The following is a 26,305-nucleotide window of genomic DNA, read 5'->3' as shown; positions in this document are numbered from 1 at the left end:
TATCCACGTTGGAAGTGGAATCGAATGATGCAAACTACAGAAGTCTCATCTTGGTCATCATTTAAGTTAATTATTTTGGCTGACCTCTCCAATCTGCTATGATGGAACCAGAATTATGACAAGAGCGGAGGGGGATCATGACTTGTATTGCAGTGCTGCCATACTATAAAGTCCAGAGGGAAGTGACCGGTCTCGCGCAAGAGATCAAGTCGAACGAACGATCCATGATCCTGTACTCGGACAGAATTGTAACGAAATATCGCGAGTTTCATATCAAGGATGTATTTGACATGTCCTTTCGAAGAATGGGCAATGAGGGGGGATTTTTCTACCTCCATACAAGCACCGGGGTGTATCCCTATATGGTGAAAATGGACCCCAAACCTTTCATCCAAAGTTATCGAAAGATCACGATGCAGAAATATTCATGACTTGACCTTTCCGTTACGTGAAGGCTTATCCTTTGGATCTGAGCTATTTACTTGAATCCAGAGGAGCTGTGAAACGAATGGGCATATTGATTCAGCAAGCGATGATTCTATCCATGAAAGACGGAGAGGCCCCCTTCCTGGGGGATATTCGTATTGAAGGAGACCGGATTGCCGAAATCTCGCATCACCTTGCCGCCAATCCGGGTGATGACATCATGAACGGAAAAAACATGCTTGCCATGCCGGGTCTGATTAATGCACATCAGCATTCCCCGATGAGTCTGCTTCGGGGGTTCTCGGATGATCTGAGGTTAATGGACTGGCTGGAACGCAAAATGCTGCCTGCTGAAGCACAAATGACGCCGGAAGACATCTATTGGGGAGCTCAGTTGTCCATGGCCGAGATGATTCGATCAGGTACCACCGCCTATGCAGATATGTATATCCACATGAATGAGATCGCTGAAGCTGTAACCAAAACGGGCATGCGTGCATCTCTCACGCGCGGAATGGTATTCATGGAGAATGACGGCGGCCGTAGGATGCAGGAAGCCATTGATCTCGTTCACCGCTGGTCAGGCAAGGCGGATGGAAGAATTACAACGATGTACGGGCCGCACTCGCCATACACCTGTCCCATGGAACCGTTAAAGGAAGTCATTGCCCTGGCTGAAAAGGAAGATATCCCTCTTCATATCCATCTGGCCGAAACGAAGGAAGAAGTCGCGAAGATTCGTGAGCGTTACGGTATGACCCCAACGCAGTACCTTGAGGAAGCTGGCATGTTCGAGAATGCACATGTGCTGCTTGCCCATGGAGTGCACCTCAATCGAAGAGATATCGACAGGCTAAAAGGCATGCGTGGAGGCATAGCCCACAATCCGGTCAGCAATCTGAAGCTGGGTTGCGGTATTGCTCCCATCACGGACATGATTGCACAGGAGATCCAAGTCGGACTCGGAACAGATGGGGCCGGTAGTGCGACAACTGTCGACATGTTTGAAGAGATCAAAGCCGCAACATGGCTGCAAAAACTCGATTACGGAGATCCGACTCGCTTGCCGGCAAGGCAAGTGCTGCAGATGGCTACTCGGGGCAGCGCAGGTCTGCTTAAGCTTCAGGAGGATGTAGGTACGCTGGAGGCAGGGCGCAAGGCAGATCTGATTCTGATCAATCTGAAGAAGCCACATCTTCAGCCTGTACACGAGCTGGAGTCTCTACTTGCATACAGCGTAAATGGTGCAGACGTAGACACGACGATTGTAAACGGACAGGTTCTGATGAGAGGAAGGAAGCTCTTAACGATCGATGAGGATGAACTTTATCGTGAGGTGAAAGTTAGGGCGAAGCGGATTGTTGAGGGAATTTAATATTCTCTTACGTATGAGGGATAAGGAGGCCAGCCTGGAACCGAGGTTCTTAGCTGGCCTTCTTGCTATACACGGAAGTGTAATTTCTGGATTCTCATCTTTAACCTTAGTCAGTGAGGATCATATATATTTTTTGTTTACTAGCAGATCATTTGATAAAATAGAAGAGACGTGAAGAGTGAGTCTTATAGAATGAAGTAGATTAGGACGTGGATTCAGGCGGTTGGTTCAAATTCTTGTTTGCGCGTCCATGTGAATATATGAACATAAATATATATTATATTAAAAGAATGGAGCCATCCCATGAAATATCGCAATATGGAAGATTGCATCAACGATCTGGAGCAGCATGGACATCTGATCCGGATTAAGGAAGAAGTAGACCCGAATCTGGAAATGGCCGCAATACATATGAAAGTGCACGAGGCGAAAGGCCCAGCGCTGTTGTTTGAAAATGTAAAAGGCTCGAAGTTCCAGGCGGTATCCAATCTGTTTGGCACACTCGAACGCTGCAAATTCATGTTCCGTAACACGCTCGAAGGCGTACAACGGGTCATGGCAGTACGGGACGATCCGATGAAGGCGCTCAAGACGCCTTTGCAGCACATCAGCACAGGTCTTGCTGCGTGGCAGGCGCTGCCCAAACAGAAGTCGATCAGTCTGCCCGTGTCGGCTCAGGAAATTCAAATCTCCGATCTGCCGCTGATTAAGCATTGGCCCATGGATGGGGGTGCCTTTGTAACGTTGCCGCAGGTATATTCGGAGGACCCGGAAAAACCGGGGATCATGAACTCCAATTTGGGTATGTACCGTGTCCAGCTGAGCGGCAATGATTATGCGATGAACAAGGAAATCGGGCTGCACTATCAGATTCATCGCGGGATCGGTATACATCAGGCGAAGGCTGTCAAAAAGGGAGAGCCGCTTAAAGTCAGTATCTTTATCGGTGGTCCTCCAGCTCATACCCTGTCTGCGGTGATGCCTTTGCCTGAAGGTCTGAGTGAACTGACCTTCGCCGGTCTGCTCGCTGGGCGTCGTTTCCGTTATAGCTACAAGGATGGATACTGTATTAGCAATGATGCTGATTTTGTCATTACCGGAGATATTTATCCAGGTGAAACAAAACCGGAAGGACCGTTTGGTGATCATCTGGGCTATTACAGTTTAACGCATGAGTTCCCGCTGATGAAAGTGCACAAAGTGTATGCGAAGCCTAATGCAATCTGGCCATTTACGGTAGTTGGTCGTCCTCCGCAGGAGGATACAGCATTCGGTGATCTAATCCATGAAATTACGGGCGATGCGATCAAACAGGAGATTCCGGGTGTCAAAGAAGTACATGCCGTAGACGCTGCTGGGGTGCACCCTCTGTTGTTTGCAATCGGAAGTGAGCGTTACACGCCATATCAGACGGTGAAGCAGCCAACGGAATTGTTGACCATTGCGAACCGTATTCTGGGTACGGGGCAGCTGAGTCTGGCCAAGTATCTGTTTATTACAGCTGAGGATCAGCAGCCGCTGGATACCCACCGTGAAGTGGAATTCCTGACCTATATTCTGGAGCGCATGAATTTGCAGCGGGATATCCATTTCCATACCAATACCACCATCGATACCCTGGATTACTCAGGAACCGGGTTAAATACCGGTAGTAAGGTTGTTTTTGCAGCCTACGGTGAGAAGCTTCGGGAGCTGTGCACAGAAGTGCCGGATACCTTGAAGAATATTCGTGGTTATACGAATGCGCAGCTGATTATGCCGGGGATCGTATCGATTCAGACGTCTGCTTTTACGAGTTATGAAGAGACGGCGCGGGAAATGCAGCAATTTACGGATATGCTGAAGGAGCAAGGGGGACTTGATTCCTGTCCATTGATCATTCTGTGCGATGACAGCTCTTTCCTGAGTGCGAGCCTCAGCAACTTCTTATGGGCTACATTTACGCGCAGCAATCCTTCTCACGACATGTATGGGGTAAACAGCAGCTATTCGCATAAGCACTGGGGCTGCGATCAGATGATTATTGATGCCCGGGTGAAGCCGCATCAGGCACCACCGCTTATACCTGATCCTGCGGTTGAGAAAAGCATCGAACGTTTATTCGTCAGTGGAGCCAGTCTGGCATCGGTCAAAATTTAGCTCTATAGGAAAGGGCCCAAACTGAAGTTTGGGCTCTTTATATTTCTCCAATCCAAAGAAACGTAACATTCCATGTTCCGTATTCGGCAAAACCGGGATTATTTAAGAAATATGAATGAGAAGAAAGTCTTACACGTTCGTATTTCCTTTTGCGATTAAGGTCGTTTGAACTATGCAGAAAATCAAGAAAATGATCGATATAAAGAAGTATAGGTATTTTTGGGACCCAATCCATCGGGTACTGTTACTATAATGAATGTTCAGGGGGAATACCGATTGAGAATCCATATTATGAACCTGCAAGACGGAGACCGTCTGACTGCGGATACATTTAGCGATGCGGGGTTGCACATTCTCGGGAAAGGGACTGTAATCAAGAGTGAGGATATTTCCTTGCTCATGCAGCACCGTGTGGACTATGTAGATATTGAATCACGTGAAGAAGAAATAACAGAAGCTGAGTTTTTTGCCGCTGCAGCCAAATTTGCAGCCGGTTCGAGTATTGCAGCTGGTTCCGGCATTAAGGAAGAACCGCCTGAAGAGGAAATGAAATCCCAATTTACACAGACTGTACATAACTACCAAAATGCATTTCTTGAAGCACTTACTGTGGGTAAATTCAATGCTACCATGGTGGACGATGCACTGCAGCCAATGGTGGATGGACTGGACGAGCAAAAGGATGTCGTACATCTCCTGATGATGCTGGAACGTGATGATGTTAACAACTATACACACTCCATTCAGGTTGGATTGCTGTCCTTCTATATTGCCAGCTGGATGGGGTATTCCCAGAAGGAAAGCTATCAGATCAGCCGCGGCGGCTATCTGCATGATATAGGCAAGTGCAGAGTGTCCCATCGGATTCGTAACAAAGTGGAACCATTAACGGCGGATGAACAGCTTGAATTGCAGCGTCATACTATTTATGGCCATGATATCATCAAAAGTTCCATGACCGATGAGGCTACTGCGCTTGTAGCGCTTCAGCACCATGAACGTGAGGATGGCTCGGGGTATCCAATGCAAATGGATAAAAGTGAAATCCATCCTTATACGCAGATCGTGTCTGTGGCTGACGTATACATTGGTATGAGATCCGGCATTCACGGGGGCAGCAATCCGAACCTAATCAATAATCTGCGTGACATCTATGCGATGGGGTTTGGCAAGTTGAATGAAAAGCCGGTTCAGGCTCTGATGCAGCACCTTCTCCCGAACTTTATCGGCAAGCAAGTGCTTCTGAGCAATGGTGAAAAAGGGGTAATCATCATGAATAATACCTCGGACATCTTCAATCCGCTGGTCAAGGTCGAGTCCGAGCAGTATCGTGACTTGTCCAAAGAACGCAGCATTGCCATTAAAGAACTGATTATTTAAGGTTATAAAAGTTTAGAGTACAAACAGGTCTCCTGCATAATGACAGGGGACCTGTTTTTGTGTGTCGGCTTTTGGTGCATTGTTCTCTAAGGAGAGCAAGCGTATACTGGGTACAAAATCCATTTTACCTGAGGAGCGATAAACCTTTATTGAAGTTGTAACCGAAATTACAATACGTGCTCCAATTGAAAAATGTTTTGATTATGCCCGGGATATTGATGTTCATACAAAGACGGTATGGAAACATACACGGGAACGAGCTGTTTCGGGCGTGACCTCCGGCAGAATAGGTGCCGGCGACACGGTGACGTTTCAAGCAACTCATTTTGGCATAAGGCAGAAACTCACTTCCTGTATCGTGCAATATGAACGTCCGCATGTGTTTGTCGATCAGATGGTAAAAGGGGCATTCAAGAGCATGCGCCACGAACATCATTTCAGCAGGATCGATGACCAAACCACTTGCATGAGGGACATGCTGAAATTTGAAGCACCACTTGGTGTGTTGGGAAGACTGGCTGAGCGGCTCGTCTTGAAGCATTATATGCATGCTTTTATCCAAAGCCGCAATACGAAGCTGAAAGCTATACTGGAACAGACGAACCAACAGGTCTGACGACAAATTACTTGATAAGGAGTGATCGTGATGGGAAACGAATATTTTGTTGGTTGGGGCACCCTTGCGTTAATTAATGCCGGACTTGCTCAAGGGAAAAACAGAAGTGGGCTTAACTGGTTTCTGATCTCCCTCTTGTGTGGTCCGCTTGCAACGCTGTTCATTGTTGTATGTTCTAAGTTAGAACAATAATTCAGTTTCCTTTATGTGCCGGAACACAAGAGGATTGGATCATATTCCGTTGTAAGTAACGGTCAATAGCCCAGAACAGGAATGCTGCTGCACTCACCGCTGCTCCCAGCCAGCATACGCCCGTCCATCCTGCCCAGGCAAACATCATAGTCGAAGCAATAGATCCGGTTGCACTGCCCACTGAGTAAAATATCATGTATGCAGCAGTAAGACGGCTCTGTGCTTCAGGACGAACCTGATAGATCAGGCTCTGGTTGGTGACGTGGACTGCCTGTACAGCGAGGTCGAGAACGATGACACCAATGATCAGAAACCATAACGATTGATGAACGAAGCCGATCGGCAGCCAGGACAGGAGGAGAAGCAGAAGAGAGAATCCAGTTGTGTGCTGACCAAGACCCCGATCAGCGAGTTTGCCGGCACGGGCAGCAGCCAGTGCACCCGCGGCACCTGCCAAACCAAAAGCACCGATGGCTGTATGGGACAACGAGAATGGAGGTGCGCTAAGTGGAAGGACCATGGCAGTCCATAAAATGCTGAATGCAGTGAATATCAGCATGCCCAGCACGCCACGAATTCGAAGTATAGGCAGCTCCCGGTAGAGTTGTATTACCGAAATAAGCAATTGAGCATAATTTAATTTTGTTCGCTGAGGCTCATGCTTCGGCAGGAGAAGGAGCAGGGCGACTACGCCGAGCAAGGTTAGCGATGCGGAGAACAGGTAAACCGATCTCCAGCCGATCCAATCATTTAGGGTGCCCGCAACCGTTCGAGCGAGCAATATGCCAATCACGATTCCGCTAGTCACGAGGCCTACAATCCGTCCGCGTTCCGAAGGGGCAGCGAGTACTGCGGCAAAGGCAACGAGCGCTTGAGTATTAACAGCCAGTAATCCGACGAGTGCCATTGCTGTGAAAAAGATGGAACTAGATGATGTGGTACCAACGAGAAGCAGAGCCGCGACGGAGAAGAGCATCTGCACAATGATCAGTTTTCGCCTGTTAATCAGATCGCCGAGAGGAACAAGAAAAAACAGTCCGAGGGCGTAACAGACTTGGGTCACCGTAATGATTACGCCGATATGTGAGTGGGAGATCCGGAAATCCCTGGCCATGGCATCCAAAAGGGGTTGAGCATAATAAATGCTGGCTACGGAAAGTCCGCTGCACAGAGCGAAGAGGAGCGCAACAAGTCGGGACATGCCAGCATGAGCTTTTGAAGATGGATGTATCCGTTGAATCGGAGTATTCATGAGAGTCACCTTTCAAGAGTGGATTTTTGAATTTAATTTTATACTGATCAGTACATAATAATTCTGAATTAACATACTGTATATATCATGCAAATGTCAATTGTGCATATTTTAAAGTAGATTTTTGTTATTGATTCAATGATTTAATGGAGGTATACAATTGACATCATGATGGATGAAAGCTACGATATAATATATCGATTGGTACATAAAAAAGGAGAAAGAATATGGTGAGACAACGGGAGTTTGATACCGATAAAGTGCTTGATGCAGCCATGCGCATATTTTGGGATAAAGGGTTTGAAGCAACGTCAATGACTGACCTTACTTCCGCAATGGGTATTCAACGCCCCAGTTTGTATGCTGCCTTCGGGGACAAAAAAGAGTTATTTGAGACGGCGCTGCGCAGATATACCACTCTGCATGCCGCGCAAATTAGATCGAGGCTTCAGCAGGAAGGGTCTGTAAAACAGGCATTTCGTGCGCTGTTTGAGCACATTGGGGCTGAGGGGGATGTATCCAAGCCGAGCCACGGTTGTTTTTGTATTAATACGATGGTTGAACTGGCTCCGCACGATTCGAAATTCGCCGTTTTAACCCGGGAGCATCAGATGTATCTGGCAGTGATTTTTCGGGAGACGATCGAACGGGGGCAGCGTTCCGGAGAATTGTCCGGTGATCTGAATGCGAGTGCAGCTGCAAAATCTTTGGTTATTTCAATGATTGGACTTACTGTGTTAATGAAATCGGGGCCAGAGCGCTCGTTTGTAGAGCAAAGTATTGAGGCGGCGTTATGGATTATTGGAGGGGAATCGATATGATTCAGCCCACCGAAACATTGCTGGAATGGTTTCATTCGGGTCTTCCACTGAATATGGGTGTGATTCAATCTTATTGCCGAGTTATTGCGATGTATGGGGACCGGGAGGACGCAGCGGTTTTGCTCCAGTTATATTTGGAGCATTCGGAGGATTACCGATATGTACTGCTGCTGGAAGTCGTCATGCGTTGCGGTGATATGGAGCTTGCCCGGCAGCTTCATCAATGTAGTTTTGTGAATGGAAAGCTAAAAGAGGGGGTTCCCGGGGACGTTTTGCATGTCCTGGCTTACATGGGATATCCACTCAGCACCGAATATCTGGTGGATTGTGTAATGACAGATGATTGGTATTTGTCCAAAGATGCTTGTTTGGCCTTGCTGCACATGCCTTGTGAGGATCAACATCAGCGATTGAGAGATAAATTCGAACAAGTATACGGAAATGCTATTTTCCCGGAGATCCTCCCTGCATTATGTGCAAAATGGGCTCCTGCTGATAAGATGGTGCCGAGGCTTCTAGCATGGGGAGAACAGGCGTCAGTGGACTGCAATGGCGGGCTGGTGTGGGGTATTGCGATGTATGGAACATCCCAGAAGGAACAACTTCGAAATGTGTTATGGAACCCGAATTGGGAACTGTGCGCTAATGGAACAGGCAGTCAGTGGTGGGCCTACATGGCCATGCCCATGGTCGGATTAACATTCTCGGATTTGATCAGAGATCTTAAGAACGGAGCTGGCTTAGCTGCATTTACAGATATAGCGAGTAGTGTGCAGACTTCCCAAGCAGGCTTAACAAGAAGCCTGGCTGAGGAGCATCGGTTTCACGTATTCCACGACTTGCTGCAGATGAAACTCGAATCCGTCTCACACCCGCTTAGATATGTTAAACAGAGCCAAGAATCAATGTTGAGCCTGTATCAGCAGCTGTTTAGCTGGAGTACACCACATGTGGATGATTCCATATTAGGTGTGATCGCGCAAGCACTCGGAATAGATCATGTGTTGGTCGAACGGTATAATCAATTGAGATCCAGGATGGAGCTATATGTCAGTCATGAAATTGAACTGGATGCGTTGCGTTAAGAGTGGTGTGCCGGTTAATGAAGAGGCGGAAACTGACTTCCGGCTCTTTTTTTATGTCTAAGGACATTGGGCAGACCGGTGTCGAATTGATACAATACGGGTAGGTGTAGGATACAACGCTTTTTGAAGGAGGGGTACATCTTGCAAAAGAAATTACGTTGCGCCATATTGGACGATTACCAGAACGTCGCCCTGTCATTGGCTGATTGGGGTTTAGTCCAGGATCGGGTTGAGGTGCAGACCTTTAATCATTACATGGGCTCGGAAGAAAAGGTCATCCAGGAACTGCAGGATGTGGATATCGTTATTCTGATGCGTGAGCGTACGCCGTTTCCTGAATCGGTCATATCCAGGCTTCCCAAGCTGAAGCTGCTGATTACAACTGGGATGCGAAATGCCTCGATTGATCTTAAGGCTGCGGAACGCCATGGAGTCACGGTGTGTGGGACAGAGGGCAGCTCCAATCCACCGACGGAACTAACCTGGGCACTTATCCTGGGACTGTCCAGGCAGCTCGTTACCGAAAATAATGCGCTGAAATCCAATCGCAACTGGCAGAGTACGGTCGGCATGGATTTGTACGGAAAGACGCTCGGGCTGCTCGGATTGGGCAAAATAGGTTCCCGGATGGCCGCGATTGCGAAGGCTTTTGGCATGAATGTCATGGCCTGGAGTCAGCATTTGACACCTGGACAAGCTGGGGAACAAGGCGTAATCTGGTGCGCAACAAAGGAAGAACTGCTGGAGCAAAGTGATATCGTGTCGATTCATCTGGTGCTAAGTGAACGTACTCGTCATCTGATTGGTCAGGCTGAATTCCAGCGGATGAAAAAGACAGCATTGCTGATCAATACATCCCGTGCGGGAATTGTGGATCAGGGGGCTATGGTTGAGGCACTGCAAAATGGTCTGATCGCCGGGGCAGGACTTGATGTCTTTGAACAGGAGCCTTTACCTGTTAATCATATCATGCGAACCTTGCCTAACGTGCTGGCAACACCGCATTTGGGTTATGTGACCCGAGGGAATTATGAAATCTATTACAATCATGCGGTAGAAGACATCGAGATGTTTCTAAAAGGGAGTCCGATCAGACAGTTGATCGTGAAGTAATAACAAGCCATGCCACAGTTCTCGTCACTTTTCATTAAATCGATACAGACAACAAAAAGGTGACCCTCAGGCCGTGATTAATGGCTGCGGGGACACCTTTTTTGCTTGTGATTTATCATTTCATCCATCCAGGATGAGCCATTAGCAACGTGGTGACGAGGGACGAATCATCGCTACGCTTGATTCGCGTACGATAAGTCTGGGTTCAAACTGGATATGCTCATAGTCAGAAGTACTCATCTCGCGGATTCGTTTGAGCAGCAATTCTGTCGCCAGCCTGGCAACCTCTTCGCCCATAATGGAAACCGAGCTGATCTGCGGTGACGAGACGGTAGTCCATTGATTATTATCGACCCCAACCACGGCGACATCTTCGGGTACACGTACACCCAATTCTTTGAACCGGTTAACCAATCCGATGGCTACCATGTCATTGATCGCGTAGACTGCATCTGGCATATGGGTCAGTCCATGGAAGTAATCCGCAGCATTGGCACCAGTGTTCAGGGAGAAATCTTCACCGAAATAGACAAGTGAAATATCGACATGTGGCAGAGCTTGTTCATACGCACGGTAACGCTCTTCAATGATGTCCTTGGGGGCACCCGCATAGGCAATCCGCGTTCGTCCAATTTTAATCAGATGTTCCATCACAAGCTTTCCCTCAGGCTGAGATAGAGAGACGATATCTGCCTTCATGCCGGGTTCGAGCCTCTTGCCGTAGTTAATCATGGAGATGGGAAGGGGAGCCTTGTCGATCAAGCCTGGAAGCGTTTTGGGATAAGCGAGCGGCATGAATATGAGGCCGTCCACATGCAGCTTTTTAATGTTTCGAATAGTTTCCAGTTCTGTACGGGCATTTCCTGCCGTATTAATCTGTACCACGTGATAGCCGTGCTGTTTAGCTGTTTGTTCCACAGACCAGGAGATCTCTGGAATGATCGCATTTCGTATATCCGGAACAACCAGGGCAATTTGGTGGGTCTGGCGAATTTTAAGACTCTGAGCGGATGTGTTGGGAACAAAACCGAGCTCTTCAATGGCCTGCATGACCTTATCTCTGGTTTTGCTGCTGATACCCTCAGAATTATTAATGGCTCTTGAGACGGTAGCAATGCCTACTCCCGCTAACTCCGCCACATCCTTGATGGTAACTTTTTGTTCTTTGCTCACGTTTGGGTAACCTCACTTCACCGGAAACGATTCCGACTCTATAGTAATTTCATGTTGAATTTATGTGTATACTCTGATTATAACACTTTTTGTAAGTCAATAGACTTTCCATGATCTATAACTGTAAGCAGGTTGTTAACTTATTCCATACGTTCTTAAGCATATAATCTGCACACCATTGGATACAGGCAATCACAGCAGGTTTTATCATGCTGCATGTAAAGGCGAAAAATTCATGAATTCGACTTATTTATGGGAAAATGTGTTTGACAGACTATCTAAACTATGACATATTTAACTACGGAAACGTTTCCGGTTATATTCAAACCTATGATCTGGGAGATGAAATTGATGAAAGCATTACGTTGGCATGGTGTTAAAGATTTACGTCTGGAAAATATCGATGAACCTAGCCCGGCACAAGGGAAAGTTAAAATAAAAGTGGAATGGTGCGGAATTTGCGGCAGTGACCTGCATGAATACACTGCAGGACCGATTTTCATTCCAGCTCAAGCACCGCATCCGCTAACAGGCGAACAAGCTCCTGTAGTGATGGGACACGAGTTCTCGGGACAAGTCGTTGAAGTGGGTGAAGGTGTTACCCGTTTTCAAGCAGGAGACCGTGTTGTCGTTGAACCTATCTATGCATGCGGACATTGTGAAGCCTGCAAACAGGGAAGATACAATCTGTGCGACCAGATGGGATTCCTCGGTCTCGCCGGAGGAGGCGGGGGTTTCTCTGAATACGTAACAGCTGAAGAGTATATGGTACACGCCATCCCTGACTCCATTTCCTACGAACAGGGAGCGCTCGTAGAACCTTCTGCGGTAGCGCTGCATGCCGTGCGTCAAAGCAAGCTGAAAGTAGGCGATACTGCAGCTGTATTTGGTGCGGGTCCAATCGGTTTGCTCGTTATTGAAGCATTGAAAGCTTCCGGCGCCTCCGACATCTATGTAGTAGAGCTATCTGAAGAACGCAAAGCGAAAGCCGAAGAGCTTGGCGCAATTGTGATTGATCCAACCCAGTACAATGTTGTGGAAGAGATTCATAGACGTACACAAGGCGGCGTGAACGTTGCTTATGAAGTGACAGGTGTACCACCTGTGCTGCAGCAGGCGATCGACTCGACACGTATTGGTGGAGAGCTGATGATCGTCAGCATTTTTGAGCAAGCGGCTCCGATTCTGCCTAACTCTATCGTCATGAAAGAACGTACAGTGAACGGTATTATTGGTTATCGGGATGTATTCCCGGCTGTGATTAGTCTGATGGATAAAGGCTTCTTCCCGGCAGACAAGCTGGTGACCAAACGTATTTCGCTGGATGAAGTAGTCGATCAAGGGTTTGAAGCTCTTTTGAAAGAGAAAAATCAGGTGAAAATCCTGGTCAAAGCCGAGTAGCAGCAACTCAGAAATCTTTTCTTTTTAATAAAACGATGTCATTTTGGCAAAAAGAATACCTGCCTAGACAGCTCATCTTCGGATGAAGCTGTCTATTTTTGTTGAAAAGGGCGGAATGTATTGCATGCTTGTTCTGTTTTACATAATATAAAAAGATACAATTTGTATCGTTTATATGAAAAGGCATTCAATTTCAGAACGAAGGAGGAAGCGGGCATGCATAACAACACGAAATGGGCAGCTCTCATTTTGACCATCGTTGCAAGCGTGGGCTGGATGCTTACAGGGAGTGCCAAGCCCAAAAGCAGTGACAAGGCCGAGCGCAAGCCGACGGTTGAACGGGCCATGGCAAAGGTATCCAATGTACCCATCAATTCTGCGGATGTGACAAGCAAGATTGAGCTGCTTGGACGACCTTTTGCCAAAACGCCTTACGCCAATAATGTGTGGGATATGCAGTTATACAGAGACAAGATCTATTTGGGTCATGGCAACAGCAGCAATATGGGGGTAGCGCCGAACTCGGGTCCCATCCCGGTCATTTATTTCGATACAGCAACCTCATCGTTTAATAGGCAGGCAGTCAGCAACAGCAATCCTGGAATTGTCCCATCAACCAAAATGGTTGTGGATGAGGAGCAGATTGATATCTACAAGGTCCTGGACGACAAGCTCTATATTCCGGGAAATGATTCTGACGGAGAGCAATGGAGTTTCGGGAACTTTTATCGGCTGGATGGGGACGTATGGACAAAATACCGCAACCTTCCGCTTGGGGTACACGTTTATGACCTTGCTCTGTTTCAAGGCAAAATGTTTGCCGCTCTCGGAACAGAAGATAAACCAACGATTCTGATTTCACATGATATGGGCGTAAGCTGGCAGAAGTTTGCAAACATTAATACGTTCGGGCTAAGGGCATACACGCTGTTTGAGCTGGGGGGCAAGCTGTATGCATCCGGAATGATGTATCCTGCCAATAAAATCTGGAATGACAAAACCAATTTCCTAGAGATTAATGCGAATCTGGAGAAGAAAGACGTCGTAATCTACGGTAACAAAATCCTGCCGGGACTGACCTATCAGCAGGGCACGATTCCGTATAACAAGATTGGGAAAAATGTTAACTTTGATAACAAGTTAGTCTATATCGCTGGTGGCGTATTCAATGACGGTCAATTGCTTCCCAAATCCTTGAATGTCATGACAGCCATTAATCAGGCTAGGCGCGTGATTTTACCTGATGCCAAAGCATTGCCAACAGACTTGCTTTTGCGCGACGGCAAAGTATATGTACTCACCTACACGTTCCAAAATAAAAATCTGTATATTAACCGGGTATACCAAACCACGGACCTGATCAATTGGCATGAAATTCTCCGGTTCAACCAGGACACGTATGCGAAGTCATTTGAAGAGCATGAAGGGGATTTCTACTTCGGTTTGGGCACGGATCCGGACGTCGTCTCACCTTCATCAGGCAAAATACTCAGAGTTCATCGCCACGACATTCCTGTGAATTCGGATTAAGAGGAACACACAGAAAGAGTATGGAGTATATACTATGATTCATATCTATTTTTGGTTATCATTTAAAATGAAAAAGACGTAAACACGGAGCGTACACGTACAGCAGCGTAATTATCGCCACTTGCTGCGGGGATGCTCTATTTTTTTTGTTACATAATAGATCATTTCATTAGCGAGTTTGAAAATAAAACTCACAAACTATAAAATGGAAAGGTAATTGGGTTCTGACATTCCACAAGATAAAGGAGCTATAAACAAATGAATGTACCTTCAGCGTTGTTTACACCCCTCACTTCAGACAAGCTTACATTGTCCAATCGGATCGTCATGGCACCCATGACTCGTGGTTTTTCTCCGGAGGGCGTACCCGGGCCGGAAGTTGCTGAATATTACAGACGCAGAGCAGCTGGCGGTGTGGGGCTCATTATCACGGAAGGGACAGGGATTAACCATCCTTCCTCTGTAAGCGGTGCGAGTATTCCGTTATTTCATGGTGATGAATCCCTCCAGGGCTGGTCAAATGTGGTTCAAGCCGTCCATGACGCGGGCGGTAAAATCATGCCTCAATTGTGGCATGTGGGCACAGCAAGGCGTACAGGTGATCTGCCTCATGCAGAAGCGGAGCCGGTTAGTCCGTCTGGCATCAGCATGGCAGGTGAAGAGAACAGGGAACCTTTAACCGAAGAAGAGATCCAAGGCCTGGTACAAGCGTTCGCACAAGCAGCTGCAGATGCGAAGCGGATCGGGTTCGATGGCATAGAATTGCATGGCGCTCACGGATACCTGATTGATCAGTTTTTCTGGGAGCATACCAATCGTCGTACAGACAAGTATGGCGGTGACTTGGTCAAACGCACACAATTCGCAGTCGAGGTCATTAAAGCGTGCCGCGAGGCGGTTGGACCGGATTTTCCGATCGTGCTTCGTTTTTCTCAATGGAAAATGGGCAATTATGATGCTCGCCTGGTGGATACCCCGGAACAGCTGGAGCAATTTCTTGCGCCGCTGGCTGCGGCGGGCGTAGATATCTTTCATTGCTCGACTCGTCGCTTCTGGCTGCCGGAATTCGAAGGATCTGAATTAAATCTTGCCGGTTGGACACAAAAATTAAGCGGGAAACCTGCGATATCCGTTGGGTCCGTTGGTCTGGAAGCCGAATTCGTGGACCGATCAACCGAGAATCAGGGAACAGGCGATGCTCACTTGGACCAATTGAATACGATGTTAGAGAACAAGGAGTTTGAACTGATCGCTCTGGGACGTGTACTGCTAAGCGATCCGGAGTGGCCTGCAAAAGTGCGTGAAGGACGGCAGTCCGAGATCATTCCATTTACAACTGAAGTGTTGAAAACATTGAATTAGTGAATAGTAGCTATTTATCAGCATTCTTCTGCCTTTTTTACCTACAAGGAAGACAAAAAATAAGCAATCCACAACAACCTTATGCCGCCGAAAGGCGGCTTTTTCAACCTACTATAATAATAATTTCAACATATGAAAAATTCACAACAGAACACCATTTCTCGGCCGCAATTACGATCCCCGTTGATCCATACAACGCCCACGCCCTTCGTTGAAAAAATCATTAGAAACCATATTACAACACTCAAATGCAAACATTTTTTTGGCAAATCAGACCCGTATCTCACTCTTTTAATTAAAGCAGGTGATTTTGAAAAAAGAGTTGCTTATGTTAATGTTATGCCTGAACATTACGGTACACATTCCAACATGAATTAGGAGGTTGACATTCCTTGTATGTACATAACGATTCTATAAAGAGTAAACGAAGACACTCGTTGCAAATGTTATTTCTGATTATTGCAGTCCTTATGCTCATTACCGCATGTGGAGAAACGCAAAAGCCCGGCTCCACAGTGAATTCCTCTACAGGTTCTACTACGGAACAACAAGCTGCACCGGAAGGCAGTGGTGATTCCGATGCGGAGGAAGCTGAAGAGAATAATGAGCAGAACAATGCTTCCCCTCAGGAAGAGGCAGATCCGGTTCAGGAGCAGCTGGACCAGCTCTCGCTGGATGAAAAGATTGGACAGATGATTTTGGCCGGGGTACAGGGGACTGCTCTGGATGACCAGGCCAAACAAATGATTGCGGACCAAAAGGTAGGAGGCATCATTTTTTATGGTAATAACGTGACGACTTTGCAGGGAACAGCGGATTTTGTGCAGTCCATCAAAGAAGCAAACCGTTCCAATCCGGTGCCAATCTTCATGAGTGTGGATCAGGAGGGTGGCAAAGTCAGCCGAATGCCGGATGAAGTGCAGAGTATCCCTTCCAATGGTAAAGTTGGAGCGACGAATGACGCCGAACTGGCAGAAACGATGGGTAAATTACTGGCAAGGCAGATCCAACTTGCAGGCTTTAATGTGGATTTTGCTCCGGTATTGGACGTCAACAGTAACCCGAACAATCCGGTGATTGGTGACCGTTCCTTTGGCAGTTCAGCTGAACTCGTGTCTCGTCTCGGCGTCGCTGAGATGAAAGGTCTGCGCAGCGAGGGAGTGATTCCGGTCGTGAAGCATTTTCCCGGTCATGGGGATACGTCAGTGGACTCCCATCTGGATCTTCCCGTGGTGAACAAAACAGAGAAGCAGCTGGCCGAGCTGGAGTGGATTCCGTTTCAGGCCGCGGTGAAAGAGCATGTGGAGGCTGTAATGGTGGCTCACATTTTATTCCCTAAGCTGGATCCTGATCATCCTGCTTCGTTATCGGATGTCATTATTGGTGAACATCTGCGGGGCAAATTCAATTACGACGGCGTTGTCATTACAGATGATCTCAGCATGGGTGCAATCGCCAAAAATTATAAACTGAATGAAGCTGCAATCGCGACCGTTCAGGCAGGCAGTGATATTTTGCTCGTGGCTCACAGCTATGAAAGTGCCAAAACGATATTTGATACATTGAAAAATGCGGTGAAGAATGGGGAAATCACCGAATCTCGAATTGATGAAAGCGTGTATCGTATTCTGGCACTGAAGCAGTCGTACAAGCTGTCTGATGAGCAGCAACCATCGGGTGACCTCAAGCAATTGAACGCAGACATTGTACAATGGCGCAAACAGGTTCATGCCGAGTAATCCATCCTGTGTTATGATTTTGGAATGAGAGAGAACATACTACATTTCATTATTACAGGTTAGGGGTGCGGCCCATTTATGTATACCATAATGATTGTCGAAGATGATCCGAAAATTGCAGGACTGCTGAAATCCCATATCGAACGATACGGGGACAGAGCCGTTCTTGTGGAAGATTTTGAGCGGGTGTTACAGCAATTTGAGCAGATCCAGCCACATGTTGTTCTTCTGGATATCAACTTGCCCAGCTATGACGGGTTCTACTGGTGTCGTCAGATCCGTACGATGTCCACATGTCCGATTTTGTTTATTTCCGCCCGGAGCGGCAAAATGGATCAGGTGATGGCGCTGGAGAACGGAGCGGATGATTATATAACGAAGCCGTTTGAACATGAAATCGTGATGGCCAAAATCAAAAGTCAGCTGCGACGTGTATATGGAGATTACGCAGCCCGTGACGAAGAACGCAAAGTCGAGCTGGAAGGATTGACAGTATACCTGGAAAGACTGGAGATTCAGCTCGGTGATCGCAAAGTGCAGCTGACGAAGAAGGAAACGATACTGCTGGAAACGCTCCTTCGTCGTAGTCCGAAGCTCGTGAGCAGGGAGACGATTCTGGAGAAACTGTGGGATGACTCCTTTGTAGACGACAATACACTCAGTGTCAATGTAACTCGTGTACGCAAGCGATTGGCCGAAATAGGCATAACAGACGCTTTGGAAACGGTGAGGGGTTCCGGTTATCGGTTAAACGCAAACTGGAATACGGCTTCACCATCATGAAGCTGTTTATGAGAGAACACCTTGCTTTAACTTGCTGGGTGGTCGTCATCTTGCTTACCGTCGTCGGCGTATTTTGGTATGACGGTTACGACCATGTGCTAACAGCTGTCTATGCCGTATCGCTGGGGTTATTTTTATATGCAGGTTACCTGACGTACCGTTATATGTCTCACAGGGCGTTCTATACCCGAATGACACAGCCCATGAATTCGCTTAATGAATTTGTCCCGCTCGAAGAGATGGTTCCCTTATCGGTAGCGCTGGAGAAGCTGCTGGATTCACAATATGGTCATTATCATGCCCATCTCCACCGTCTGGAGCAGCGCCAGCAGGAGTATCTCACATTTATGAATCAGTGGGTACACCAGATGAAGACACCTTTATCCGTGATTGAACTGACCGTGCAGGACCAGGAGGACGATGACCCACGTCTCAGGAGTATTCGGGAGGAAGCAGATCAGATGAGACGTGGATTGGAAACGGTGCTGTACGTAGCGCGTTTGGACACATTTGAACAGGACTTCAGTGTTGAACCGGTTACACTTAAGGCAGCAGGCGAAGAGGCCATTCATGAGCTGAAGCGTTTCTTCATTCGCAATCATGTCTATCCGGAGATTCAAATGGATGCTTCGCTAATTGTGCAATCGGACGCCAAATGGATTCGTTTTGTCATCGTGCAACTGCTCTCCAATGCCATCAAATACTCCTCTGGTAATGGACAGAAGATATACCTGCGTGCATATAAAGCAGAACGGTCCATTATTCTTGAAGTTCAAGATCAGGGTGCCGGTATTCCTAAGTCAGATCTGAACAGGGTGTTCCAGCCTTTCTTTACGGGAGAAAATGGTCGTCATTTTAAGGAGTCAACAGGTATGGGACTGTACATCGTGAAAGAGGTTCTGACCCGAATGAATCACCGGATCGATCTGGAATCAGTATATGGTGAAGGGACGACGGTCCGGATAACATTTAGTGTTTAGTGACTATAAGATGGTTTTCTATATTGTTTTTCAATAGGATGGTTCAAGAGAATCGACGTCTGTTACCCTGGGGTAATGACGTCTTTTTTGTTTAATAGAAGCAACCTTACAACTTTGTCATGCAAGTGAAAGGTTAAGCCATAGGAGATTAGCCGAAACTTCGGTAAACTGAAGTCAGAAGTCAGGGCATCAAGAGTGCCAGTGAATAACCAATGATTAAATAGACACGAGTTAGTTATCGTTGACTCATGTTCAACGTAAAAAAGGAGTGGTACATATGGAAATATGCTCGGTAAAACAGATCAGCAAAATCTATAAAGGCATCGTCTCTTATGAAGCACTATCGGGGATTGACCTAAGCATCCAGGAAGGCGAATTTGTAGGGATCATGGGTCCATCCGGCAGCGGCAAAACGACACTGCTCAACATGATCTCGACGATCGACCATCCGACATCAGGAGAACTGCGCATTGCCGGGAAAAATCCGTTCGAGCTGAACCAGGATGAGCTTGCGCTGTTCCGGCGCAAAGAGCTGGGATTTGTATTTCAGTCGTTTAATCTGCTCAATACCCTTACGGTGAAGGAGAACATTGTGCTGCCGCTGACGCTCGACGGAACGCCGCTGGGGGAGATGAACGCTCGTGTGGATCGGCTAGCAAGCAAGCTGGGGATTGAAGGGATTTTGGACAAGCGGACTTATGAGATTTCGGGTGGACAGGCACAGAGAACGGCCATTGCCAGAGCACTAATCCACTCACCCAAGCTGATATTGGCGGATGAGCCAACAGGCAACCTGGACTCGAAGGCGGCACGTGATGTCATGGAGATGCTGGAGCTTCGCAATCAGGAGGATCAGGCGACGATGCTGCTGGTTACACATGATGCAGTTGCAGCGAGCTACTGCAGCCGGGTTGTCTTCATCAAGGACGGCAAACTCTATAATGAGATTCACTATGGCGATAACCGGGCGGCTTTTTATCAAAAGATAATTAATGTGTTATCCCTAATGGGAGGGTCAGGACATGAATTTTCGCCAGTTCGCCATTAACAATGTAGTTCGCAACAAACGGATTTATTTGGCTCATTTTCTGAGCAGTACATTTTCCGTCATGATATTTTTCACGTATGCACTGCTTCTGTTTCACCCGGATCTGAAGGATGGTTTGAGGGGATCAAGTGAAACGGTTACTATGCTTGCCAATCAGGGCTTTATGATTGCAGAGATCATTATTTTTATCTTTTCATTCCTGTTTTTGCTGTACTCGGTAGGTTCTTTTCTGAAAACACGCAAGAAGGAATTCGGTATATTCCTGATCATTGGGATGACACGCAAACAGATGAACCGGCTTCTGTTTATGGAGAACATGTGTATCGGGATCGCCGCCATTGCAGCGGGTATTGGACTGGGGATGATCTTCGGAAAACTGATCCTGCTCATCTGCGGTTCCCTGCTGGCTGTGGAGAACAGTCTTCGATTTTATTTTCCATTAAAAGCAATTGCTCTGACAGCTGCCGCGTTCCTTGTTCTGTTTGCTGTCATTGCACTATCTTCTTCGCTGCTTATCCGCAAGGGAACGCTGATTGATTTGGTGAAATCGGAGGAAAAGCCGAAGCCGGAGCCGAAGGCATCACGCTTGCTCGCGTTTCTATCCGTGTTGTTAATTGGCGGTGGCTATGCAGGGGTGTTCACTTTTGTGTGGGTGACGTACTCCTTCCCGCTGCTCCTGGGGAGTGTCATTATGGTTATCGCAGGTACATACCTGCTGTTCACGCAGCTCAGTGTGTATGTCATTCGGGCATTAAAACGAAATCAGCGTTTGTTTTTCCGTAAAACCAATGTACTGTTTCTATCCGAGCTTACGTATCGCATGAAAGACAATGCTGTCATGTTTTTCATGGTAAGTGTCATCTCAGCCTCGGCATTTACCGGCATTGGCACCATGCTGGCGATCGCTGATCCAGGGTTGTCGTCGATGACGAACCCGTATGCATTCACTTACACGAATTCATGGGATACACCTGAGGCAGAGGGGGATATCAGGCAGATTGAGGAAACACTTGTTGACCATGAGGTCCCCTATGTAAAAGGCAGCTACACCCAGCTGTATGAGAATAAAGATGGCAGCAATATCATCAAATTGAGTGAATACAACCATCTTGCCAAGGCTCTTGGTTACGAAGAACGCACGTTGGATTCGGAAAATGGGGCCTTTATGACGCCGTCGAATTTGGCAGCACGCAAAGAGCTGCGTAAACAAGTGGAGCAGGGGTTTTCACCAACACAGGTAGATCTTGAAGTTGAAAATTATCATCAACAGGTTGAGCTGTCTCCTCCAGCTACCGAAATCGTTATCCCTGTTGATTTCAAAGTGGACATCTACGTCATTTCCGATGAATTGTTTGAAAAGATGAAGTCAGCGTACAATGAATTCCTAGACTTGAGTGAAGATTACTATTCCAATAAAATGACTCAATTTGTGGTGGAAGATTGGATGGGAACGCGGGCCTTCGCCCCTGACCTGGTTAATTCGATTCAGGATCGGCCGCGTACGAAAGGCTACTTCATGTTCAGTGCTCTCGTTGTGGACTGGCTGAATTCGAAACAAACCAATGGGATCATTTTGATCCTGAGCGGTCTGATCGGTATTGTCTTCTTTACCTTTGCGGCAAGCTTTACCTATTTTAGACTCTACGCGGATCTGGAAAGGGATGAAGCACAGTATCGCATGATTGGCAAGATGGGACTCAGTCGTCCTGAACTTCGTAAAATTGTAACTCAGCAGCTGCTGCTTATGTTTTTCCTGCCATTACTCATTGCTTTGATTCATAGTTCGGTAGCATTTGTGGCGCTGCAGCAGTTGGTCGATTTTTCGGTTATGGGATACAGCCTACGTATCTTCTTCGTTTTTGCCACCATGCAGATCCTGTTCTTTGCGCTTGTGCGCTGGCGGTATTTACGCCATATGTACTCCAAATTAATCTAACCTGGCATGACCTAGGCAAACATCGGACGCTTCGTTCGGTGTTTGTTGACTTTTCTATACGCGACACAGTACTATTTCATTAGATACAAATTGTATCATTGTGTGTGTCATACATACCTTCAGCATGTGACAGTTATACTTTGAGATTGGTAGCCATAGCAGGCTTTTTGCCTGAGAGGGAGGATGGATCATGAGCATCACGATGTCTCGCGGACAAGCTTACATACACCGATTGAATGATGAGCGAAACGTATGGCTGGATGGCAAGCGTGTCCGGGTAACCGAACATCCCGCCTTTCAGGGAACACTGCAGACCATTGAGAACTTGTTCGATTTGGTGGATGATCCGGATACACGAGAAACAGTGGCATATTGGGATGAACAGACGGGGAGTTATGTGCATCAGGCTTTTCGGGTGCCTCACGCTTCTCAAGATGTCAGCAGTAGAGCGGCAGCATTTCGGCTCTGGTCGGATCGAACCTATGGAGTCATGAGCAGACTGTCGGATTATGCCCGCTCGCGTGTTGTCGGATGGTATGCCACACGTCAAGATATGGTACGACACGATCCCATGTATGCAGATAAGATAGCAGCCTACTATCAGGAGGCCAAACGAAAAGATGCATTTCTGACGATTGTCCAGCGTGACCCGCAGATCAACCGTTCTCTGCCTGTTGGGGAGGATGAAGATGCCATGCTGCGGATTGTGAAAACCAACTCGGAAGGGATTATTGTTCGTGGTGCCAAGATGGTGGCGACCGCAGCTCCTTATGCGGATGATATCATTGCGTATCCGATTCAGCGGATTCCGGGACATCTGCCGGAACTGGCACATATGGTAATTGTTGCTGTGGGAAGTCCGGGTTTACATCTGATCTGCCGTGAATCATTTGCCGCTCCGCAGTTGGATGCTGCTCATCCTCTCAGTGCCCGTTATGATGAGATGGATGCTGTATTATTTTTTGATGATGTATTGGTTCCCTGGGAGCGTGTACTTCTGCACAACAATCCGGAAGCCGTGTGGCAGGTTCGCTGTAACGCAGCCTCTTCCAGTCTGGCCTACCATCAGAGCATCATTCGACTGCACTCCAAGCTGGAATTTATCACCGCCGTCACGGCAGCCATTGCGCAGGAGATCGGTGTGGATTCATTCCTGAATGTACAGGAACAACTCGGAGAGATGATCAGCCAGATGCAGACCATTGAGGGCTTGATCGTTGCTTCTGAGGCCCAGGCACAGCCAGATGCGCATGGCAACTGGCTCCCGTCATTCAAATACATTGAGACAGCTCGTAACCTGGGCAGCCGATATTACCCGAGAGCGGTTGAAATTCTGAAAACCATTGCAGCTGGTGGACTGATTCAGATTCCGTCAGGCAGTTTCGATCTGGATGAAACGGTAGGACCATTGATGGCCAAATATCTTGGTGGAGTGACACTGCAAGCGCCAGAGAAAATCCGTCTGTTTCAGCTGGCTTGGGATCTGACCGGAAGTGCACTTGGGGCGAGGCACGATCTCTATGAGCGTTACTACGCAGGGGATCCGGTTCGCAACCGTGCCGGCCAGTATATACAATATGATAAGGAAAGTCTGAATAAAAAGGTTGAGCCTTGGCTCCACATGAAGTAGTCATTGAAGCTTCAGCAGCATTGTGCTCATGGATAGAATTACAAGCCCCGGCACATGCCAGGGCTTTTATTTAGGTTATCTTTAGATTTGATTTAGGTGGATTTAAGGGACGTGGTATATAGTAGTAAGATACATGTAAAAGAATACACAGCCGATGATTGAGGATTGAAGAAATGAGAGGAATAACATGAGATACACCGTATTGATTGCAGATGATGAACCAGAGATCGTGGAACTGCTTCAACTGTACCTTGAAAAGGACTATGACATCAGGACTGCCGCGAATGGAGCGGAGGCGCTGGAATGCATTCGTTCTGTACCGATCGATCTTGTCATTTTGGATATTATGATGCCTGTAATGGATGGACTTCAGTTAATCAAGCAAATTAGGGCAACCCATCATATGCCCGTCTTGTTTCTATCTGCCAAAAGCCAGGACCATGACAAGATTCTCGGACTTGGACTCGGTGCGGATGATTATATTTCGAAGCCGTTTAATCCGCTGGAGATTGTTGCTCGTGTAGAAGCTTTGTTAAGACGTGTGAATCAATTTGACGCCCATGAATCCGCAGCACCCCAGGAGACTAGTCTTGTTCTCGGTGAACTTATGCTGGATCGTTCCAAATGTGTGCTTTTTCGATCTGGCAAGCCTGTAACCCTAACCTCCACGGAATACAAAATTGTGGATCTGCTGCTGGAGCAGCCTGGCCGGGTATTTACACGCAAGAAAATCTACGAGGCGGTATGGGGGGACTACTACGCGCATGAAGACAGCACCATTATGGTGCACATCAGCAACATTCGCGAGAAGATCGAACGCGACTCCAGACAACCTGAATATTTAAAAACGATAAGGGGACTCGGATACAAAATTGAAGCGCCAACGGAAAGCTAGAGAAAAGCGACTTTTGCAAACGTCCCTGACACTGGACTTCCTGCTGTTCAACTTCTTTTTGCTGCTGCTCGTCTTGATTGTCTATCTCATGGTTTCGCTGGATGTCGTGGATTTCCGCATTTCGGATCAGGTAGTTGATCCTGATCTGAACGTCGAGGCGCATGTCTACGCAGCTGAATTGAACAAGAGGCTTGAGGATGACTCTTCAAGCAAGGAAATACAGCGTCTGCTGGATAGCGGAGGATGGATCGAAATTCTGGATGCAGAGCGTTCGGTCATTCGCCAGATCGGTGTCAAGCAGGATGCATTTACATATTACAGTGAGTCGGAGTTGTATGCCGGACTGGAGAATCGAAGCGATAGTACATATTATTATTCCATTTCTCCCTACGCAGCAGAGAGAGATGCGAAGTATGTACTGCTGAAAATACCGCGTGATCTGGTGAGTATCCGCATGAATGAAAATCTGCTGATTACCAATCTGAAGCATCCTTTGTCATTTTACATCATGATCGGAGTTGGCTTCGTTCTGCTCCTCATATTCGTATACAGCTACTGGGTCGCACGTCGTATCAAAAAACCACTGAGTATTTTATCACTGGGGCTTACCCAGATGATTCAGGGAAATTACAGTACACGCTTGTCCATCTCGGCAGAGAAGGAATTTGTCCAGATCGGCGAGACGTTTAATTATATGGCAGATGTCATCGAGAATACCTCAGCAGAAAAGCGCTATGCGGAAGAGAGCAAACAGCGGCTGATTGTGGATCTGTCGCATGATCTGAAAACACCAATTACCTCCATACAGGGATATGCCCAGGCTCTAGTGGAGGGACGGGTAGAAAACCAGGAAAGGCAGCAGCGTTATCTGGGATATATCTATAACAAGTCCGTTCAGGTTGCTCGAATGATACAGAATATGCTCGAACTGCTCAAGGTGGACTCACCCGATTATCACATGCAGATCCAGAAGAGAGAGATCGGGGAATTCGTACGTGAAGTCATGGCAGATACCTATGGTGAGATTGAGCAGAAACAATTTGTACTTCATGTGCTGGTACCTGATCAGGAGATATACGCCAGATACGATCCTGAATTACTGTCGCGGGTTATTCAAAACCTCATTACCAATGCGCTGTCCTACAATCCAAAGGGAACCGAGCTGCGGGTAGAATTGATTCCGCTGGGTACGCATGTAGTCATTGAGGTTGCAGACACAGGGGTCGGTATTCCCCAGGAACTGTGGAGCACCATTTTTGATCCATTTGTACGAGGAGATGAAGCACGAACTGGTACGGGCGGAACCGGACTTGGACTCGCAATTGCCCGGCGAAATACAGAGAAGATGGGCGGGCGATTGATCCTGTCCCAGCGAGGCAAGGAGACTACCGTGTTTACGATTCAAATTCCAAACTGATACGTTGAATGT

General features: G+C 47.3%; 22 protein-coding genes. 20 read left to right on the top strand and 2 right to left on the bottom strand.

The features are described 5' to 3' along the window. The first annotated feature begins 137 nt into the window (after positions 1-137). The 6 genes from AC3WQ3_RS20295 (at position 138) to AC3WQ3_RS20270 (ending at position 6,128) form a co-directional block, all read left to right on the top strand. Positions 138-431, top strand: coding sequence for a hypothetical protein (locus AC3WQ3_RS20295; RefSeq protein WP_127536068.1), 294 nt, complete (start codon positions 138-140; stop codon positions 429-431). Positions 432-508: 77 nt separating this feature from the next. After that, on the top strand, positions 509-1,801 hold the full coding sequence (locus tag AC3WQ3_RS20290; protein ID WP_492473304.1) for an amidohydrolase: 1,293 nt from the start codon (positions 509-511) through the stop codon (positions 1,799-1,801). Between the two features lie 303 nt (positions 1,802-2,104). Next, entirely contained in the window at positions 2,105-3,940 is a 1,836-nt protein-coding gene (locus AC3WQ3_RS20285) for a UbiD family decarboxylase (protein ID WP_492473303.1), read from the top strand. Positions 3,941-4,216: 276 nt separating this feature from the next. After that, complete coding sequence (locus tag AC3WQ3_RS20280; RefSeq protein WP_336779794.1) at positions 4,217-5,320, top strand: HD-GYP domain-containing protein; 1,104 nt, start codon at positions 4,217-4,219, stop codon at positions 5,318-5,320. A gap of 148 nt (positions 5,321-5,468) precedes the next feature. Beyond that, positions 5,469-5,936, top strand: coding sequence for an SRPBCC family protein (locus tag AC3WQ3_RS20275; protein ID WP_492473342.1), 468 nt, complete (start codon positions 5,469-5,471; stop codon positions 5,934-5,936). 30 nt (positions 5,937-5,966) lie between these two features. Then, complete coding sequence (locus AC3WQ3_RS20270; protein WP_336779796.1) at positions 5,967-6,128, top strand: hypothetical protein; 162 nt, start codon at positions 5,967-5,969, stop codon at positions 6,126-6,128. A gap of 1 nt (position 6,129) precedes the next feature. Here the strand turns inward: AC3WQ3_RS20270 and AC3WQ3_RS20265 are convergent, their stop codons facing one another. Beyond that, the gene (locus AC3WQ3_RS20265) at positions 6,130-7,329 is read right to left on the bottom strand and encodes an MFS transporter (RefSeq protein WP_492473302.1); all 1,200 of its coding nucleotides are present in this window, start codon (positions 7,327-7,329) and stop codon (positions 6,130-6,132) included. 278 nt (positions 7,330-7,607) lie between these two features. Between AC3WQ3_RS20265 and AC3WQ3_RS20260 the strand changes: the two genes are divergently transcribed. From AC3WQ3_RS20260 to AC3WQ3_RS20250, 3 genes are all read left to right on the top strand, one after another. Next, entirely contained in the window at positions 7,608-8,201 is a 594-nt protein-coding gene (locus tag AC3WQ3_RS20260; RefSeq protein WP_492473301.1) for a TetR/AcrR family transcriptional regulator, read from the top strand. Further along, positions 8,198-9,286 (top strand): hypothetical protein, encoded by a 1,089-nt coding sequence (locus AC3WQ3_RS20255; protein ID WP_492473300.1) that lies wholly within the window; start codon positions 8,198-8,200, stop codon positions 9,284-9,286. Before AC3WQ3_RS20260 ends, AC3WQ3_RS20255 begins: the two co-directional genes overlap by 4 nt. Before the next feature lie 141 nt (positions 9,287-9,427). Then, positions 9,428-10,399 (top strand): D-2-hydroxyacid dehydrogenase family protein, encoded by a 972-nt coding sequence (locus AC3WQ3_RS20250; RefSeq protein ID WP_492473299.1) that lies wholly within the window; start codon positions 9,428-9,430, stop codon positions 10,397-10,399. A gap of 141 nt (positions 10,400-10,540) precedes the next feature. Here AC3WQ3_RS20250 and AC3WQ3_RS20245 read toward each other — a convergent pair whose 3' ends face one another. Next, complete coding sequence (locus AC3WQ3_RS20245) at positions 10,541-11,572, bottom strand: LacI family DNA-binding transcriptional regulator (RefSeq protein ID WP_492473298.1); 1,032 nt, start codon at positions 11,570-11,572, stop codon at positions 10,541-10,543. 351 nt (positions 11,573-11,923) lie between these two features. Here AC3WQ3_RS20245 and AC3WQ3_RS20240 point away from each other — a divergent pair, with 351 nt between their 5' ends. From AC3WQ3_RS20240 to AC3WQ3_RS20190, 11 genes are all read left to right on the top strand, one after another. After that, complete coding sequence (locus tag AC3WQ3_RS20240) at positions 11,924-12,973, top strand: 2,3-butanediol dehydrogenase (protein ID WP_127536058.1); 1,050 nt, start codon at positions 11,924-11,926, stop codon at positions 12,971-12,973. Between the two features lie 216 nt (positions 12,974-13,189). Continuing rightward, entirely contained in the window at positions 13,190-14,503 is a 1,314-nt protein-coding gene (locus tag AC3WQ3_RS20235) for a hypothetical protein (RefSeq protein WP_492473297.1), read from the top strand. Between the two features lie 258 nt (positions 14,504-14,761). Continuing rightward, positions 14,762-15,865, top strand: coding sequence for an NADH:flavin oxidoreductase (locus AC3WQ3_RS20230; protein ID WP_492473296.1), 1,104 nt, complete (start codon positions 14,762-14,764; stop codon positions 15,863-15,865). A 443-nt stretch (positions 15,866-16,308) separates the two neighbouring features. Further along, positions 16,309-17,604, top strand: coding sequence for a beta-N-acetylhexosaminidase (nagZ, locus tag AC3WQ3_RS20225; protein ID WP_492473295.1), 1,296 nt, complete (start codon positions 16,309-16,311; stop codon positions 17,602-17,604). Positions 17,605-17,682: 78 nt separating this feature from the next. Further along, complete coding sequence (locus tag AC3WQ3_RS20220) at positions 17,683-18,387, top strand: response regulator transcription factor (RefSeq protein WP_127536055.1); 705 nt, start codon at positions 17,683-17,685, stop codon at positions 18,385-18,387. Next, on the top strand, positions 18,384-19,367 hold the full coding sequence (locus tag AC3WQ3_RS20215) for an ATP-binding protein (protein WP_154893424.1): 984 nt from the start codon (positions 18,384-18,386) through the stop codon (positions 19,365-19,367). Before AC3WQ3_RS20220 ends, AC3WQ3_RS20215 begins: the two co-directional genes overlap by 4 nt. 277 nt (positions 19,368-19,644) lie before the next feature. After that, entirely contained in the window at positions 19,645-20,415 is a 771-nt protein-coding gene (locus AC3WQ3_RS20210) for an ABC transporter ATP-binding protein (RefSeq protein WP_095358397.1), read from the top strand. Beyond that, entirely contained in the window at positions 20,390-22,351 is a 1,962-nt protein-coding gene (locus AC3WQ3_RS20205) for an ABC transporter permease (RefSeq protein WP_492473294.1), read from the top strand. The genes AC3WQ3_RS20210 and AC3WQ3_RS20205 overlap by 26 nt, the downstream gene beginning before the upstream one ends. Before the next feature lie 190 nt (positions 22,352-22,541). Next, the gene (locus AC3WQ3_RS20200) at positions 22,542-23,981 is read left to right on the top strand and encodes a 4-hydroxyphenylacetate 3-hydroxylase family protein (RefSeq protein ID WP_336779808.1); all 1,440 of its coding nucleotides are present in this window, start codon (positions 22,542-22,544) and stop codon (positions 23,979-23,981) included. A gap of 187 nt (positions 23,982-24,168) precedes the next feature. After that, positions 24,169-24,876 carry a response regulator transcription factor gene (locus AC3WQ3_RS20195; RefSeq protein WP_492473293.1) on the top strand — a complete coding sequence of 236 codons (708 nt, stop codon included), beginning with the start codon at positions 24,169-24,171 and terminating at the stop codon, positions 24,874-24,876. After that, the gene (locus AC3WQ3_RS20190) at positions 24,854-26,293 is read left to right on the top strand and encodes a sensor histidine kinase (protein WP_336779810.1); all 1,440 of its coding nucleotides are present in this window, start codon (positions 24,854-24,856) and stop codon (positions 26,291-26,293) included. The genes AC3WQ3_RS20195 and AC3WQ3_RS20190 overlap by 23 nt, the downstream gene beginning before the upstream one ends. Positions 26,294-26,305: the final 12 nt, after the last annotated feature.

The organism is Paenibacillus sp. FW104-T2, assembly GCF_058789975.1.
The sequence above is the reverse complement of the archived record's forward strand: the minus strand, read 5'-3'. Positions and strand labels throughout refer to the sequence as shown.

Bases quoted from the DNA above. Each gene is read 5' to 3' on its own strand.
- AC3WQ3_RS20295 (WP_127536068.1), top strand. From the start codon at position 138: ATGACTTGTATTGCAGTGCTGCCATACTATAAAGTCCAGAGGGAAGTG.
- AC3WQ3_RS20290 (WP_492473304.1), top strand. From the start codon at position 509: ATGGGCATATTGATTCAGCAAGCGATGATTCTATCCATGAAAGACGGA.
- AC3WQ3_RS20285 (WP_492473303.1), top strand. From the start codon at position 2,105: ATGAAATATCGCAATATGGAAGATTGCATCAACGATCTGGAGCAGCAT.
- AC3WQ3_RS20270 (WP_336779796.1), top strand. From the start codon at position 5,967: ATGGGAAACGAATATTTTGTTGGTTGGGGCACCCTTGCGTTAATTAAT.
- AC3WQ3_RS20265 (WP_492473302.1), bottom strand. From the start codon at position 7,329: ATGTCCCGACTTGTTGCGCTCCTCTTCGCTCTGTGCAGCGGACTTTCC.
- AC3WQ3_RS20260 (WP_492473301.1), top strand. From the start codon at position 7,608: ATGGTGAGACAACGGGAGTTTGATACCGATAAAGTGCTTGATGCAGCC.
- AC3WQ3_RS20255 (WP_492473300.1), top strand. From the start codon at position 8,198: ATGATTCAGCCCACCGAAACATTGCTGGAATGGTTTCATTCGGGTCTT.
- AC3WQ3_RS20240 (WP_127536058.1), top strand. From the start codon at position 11,924: ATGAAAGCATTACGTTGGCATGGTGTTAAAGATTTACGTCTGGAAAAT.
- AC3WQ3_RS20235 (WP_492473297.1), top strand. From the start codon at position 13,190: ATGCATAACAACACGAAATGGGCAGCTCTCATTTTGACCATCGTTGCA.
- AC3WQ3_RS20230 (WP_492473296.1), top strand. From the start codon at position 14,762: ATGAATGTACCTTCAGCGTTGTTTACACCCCTCACTTCAGACAAGCTT.
- nagZ (WP_492473295.1), top strand. From the start codon at position 16,309: ATGTTATTTCTGATTATTGCAGTCCTTATGCTCATTACCGCATGTGGA.
- AC3WQ3_RS20220 (WP_127536055.1), top strand. From the start codon at position 17,683: ATGTATACCATAATGATTGTCGAAGATGATCCGAAAATTGCAGGACTG.
- AC3WQ3_RS20215 (WP_154893424.1), top strand. From the start codon at position 18,384: ATGAAGCTGTTTATGAGAGAACACCTTGCTTTAACTTGCTGGGTGGTC.
- AC3WQ3_RS20210 (WP_095358397.1), top strand. From the start codon at position 19,645: ATGGAAATATGCTCGGTAAAACAGATCAGCAAAATCTATAAAGGCATC.
- AC3WQ3_RS20205 (WP_492473294.1), top strand. From the start codon at position 20,390: ATGAATTTTCGCCAGTTCGCCATTAACAATGTAGTTCGCAACAAACGG.
- AC3WQ3_RS20200 (WP_336779808.1), top strand. From the start codon at position 22,542: ATGAGCATCACGATGTCTCGCGGACAAGCTTACATACACCGATTGAAT.
- AC3WQ3_RS20195 (WP_492473293.1), top strand. From the start codon at position 24,169: ATGAGATACACCGTATTGATTGCAGATGATGAACCAGAGATCGTGGAA.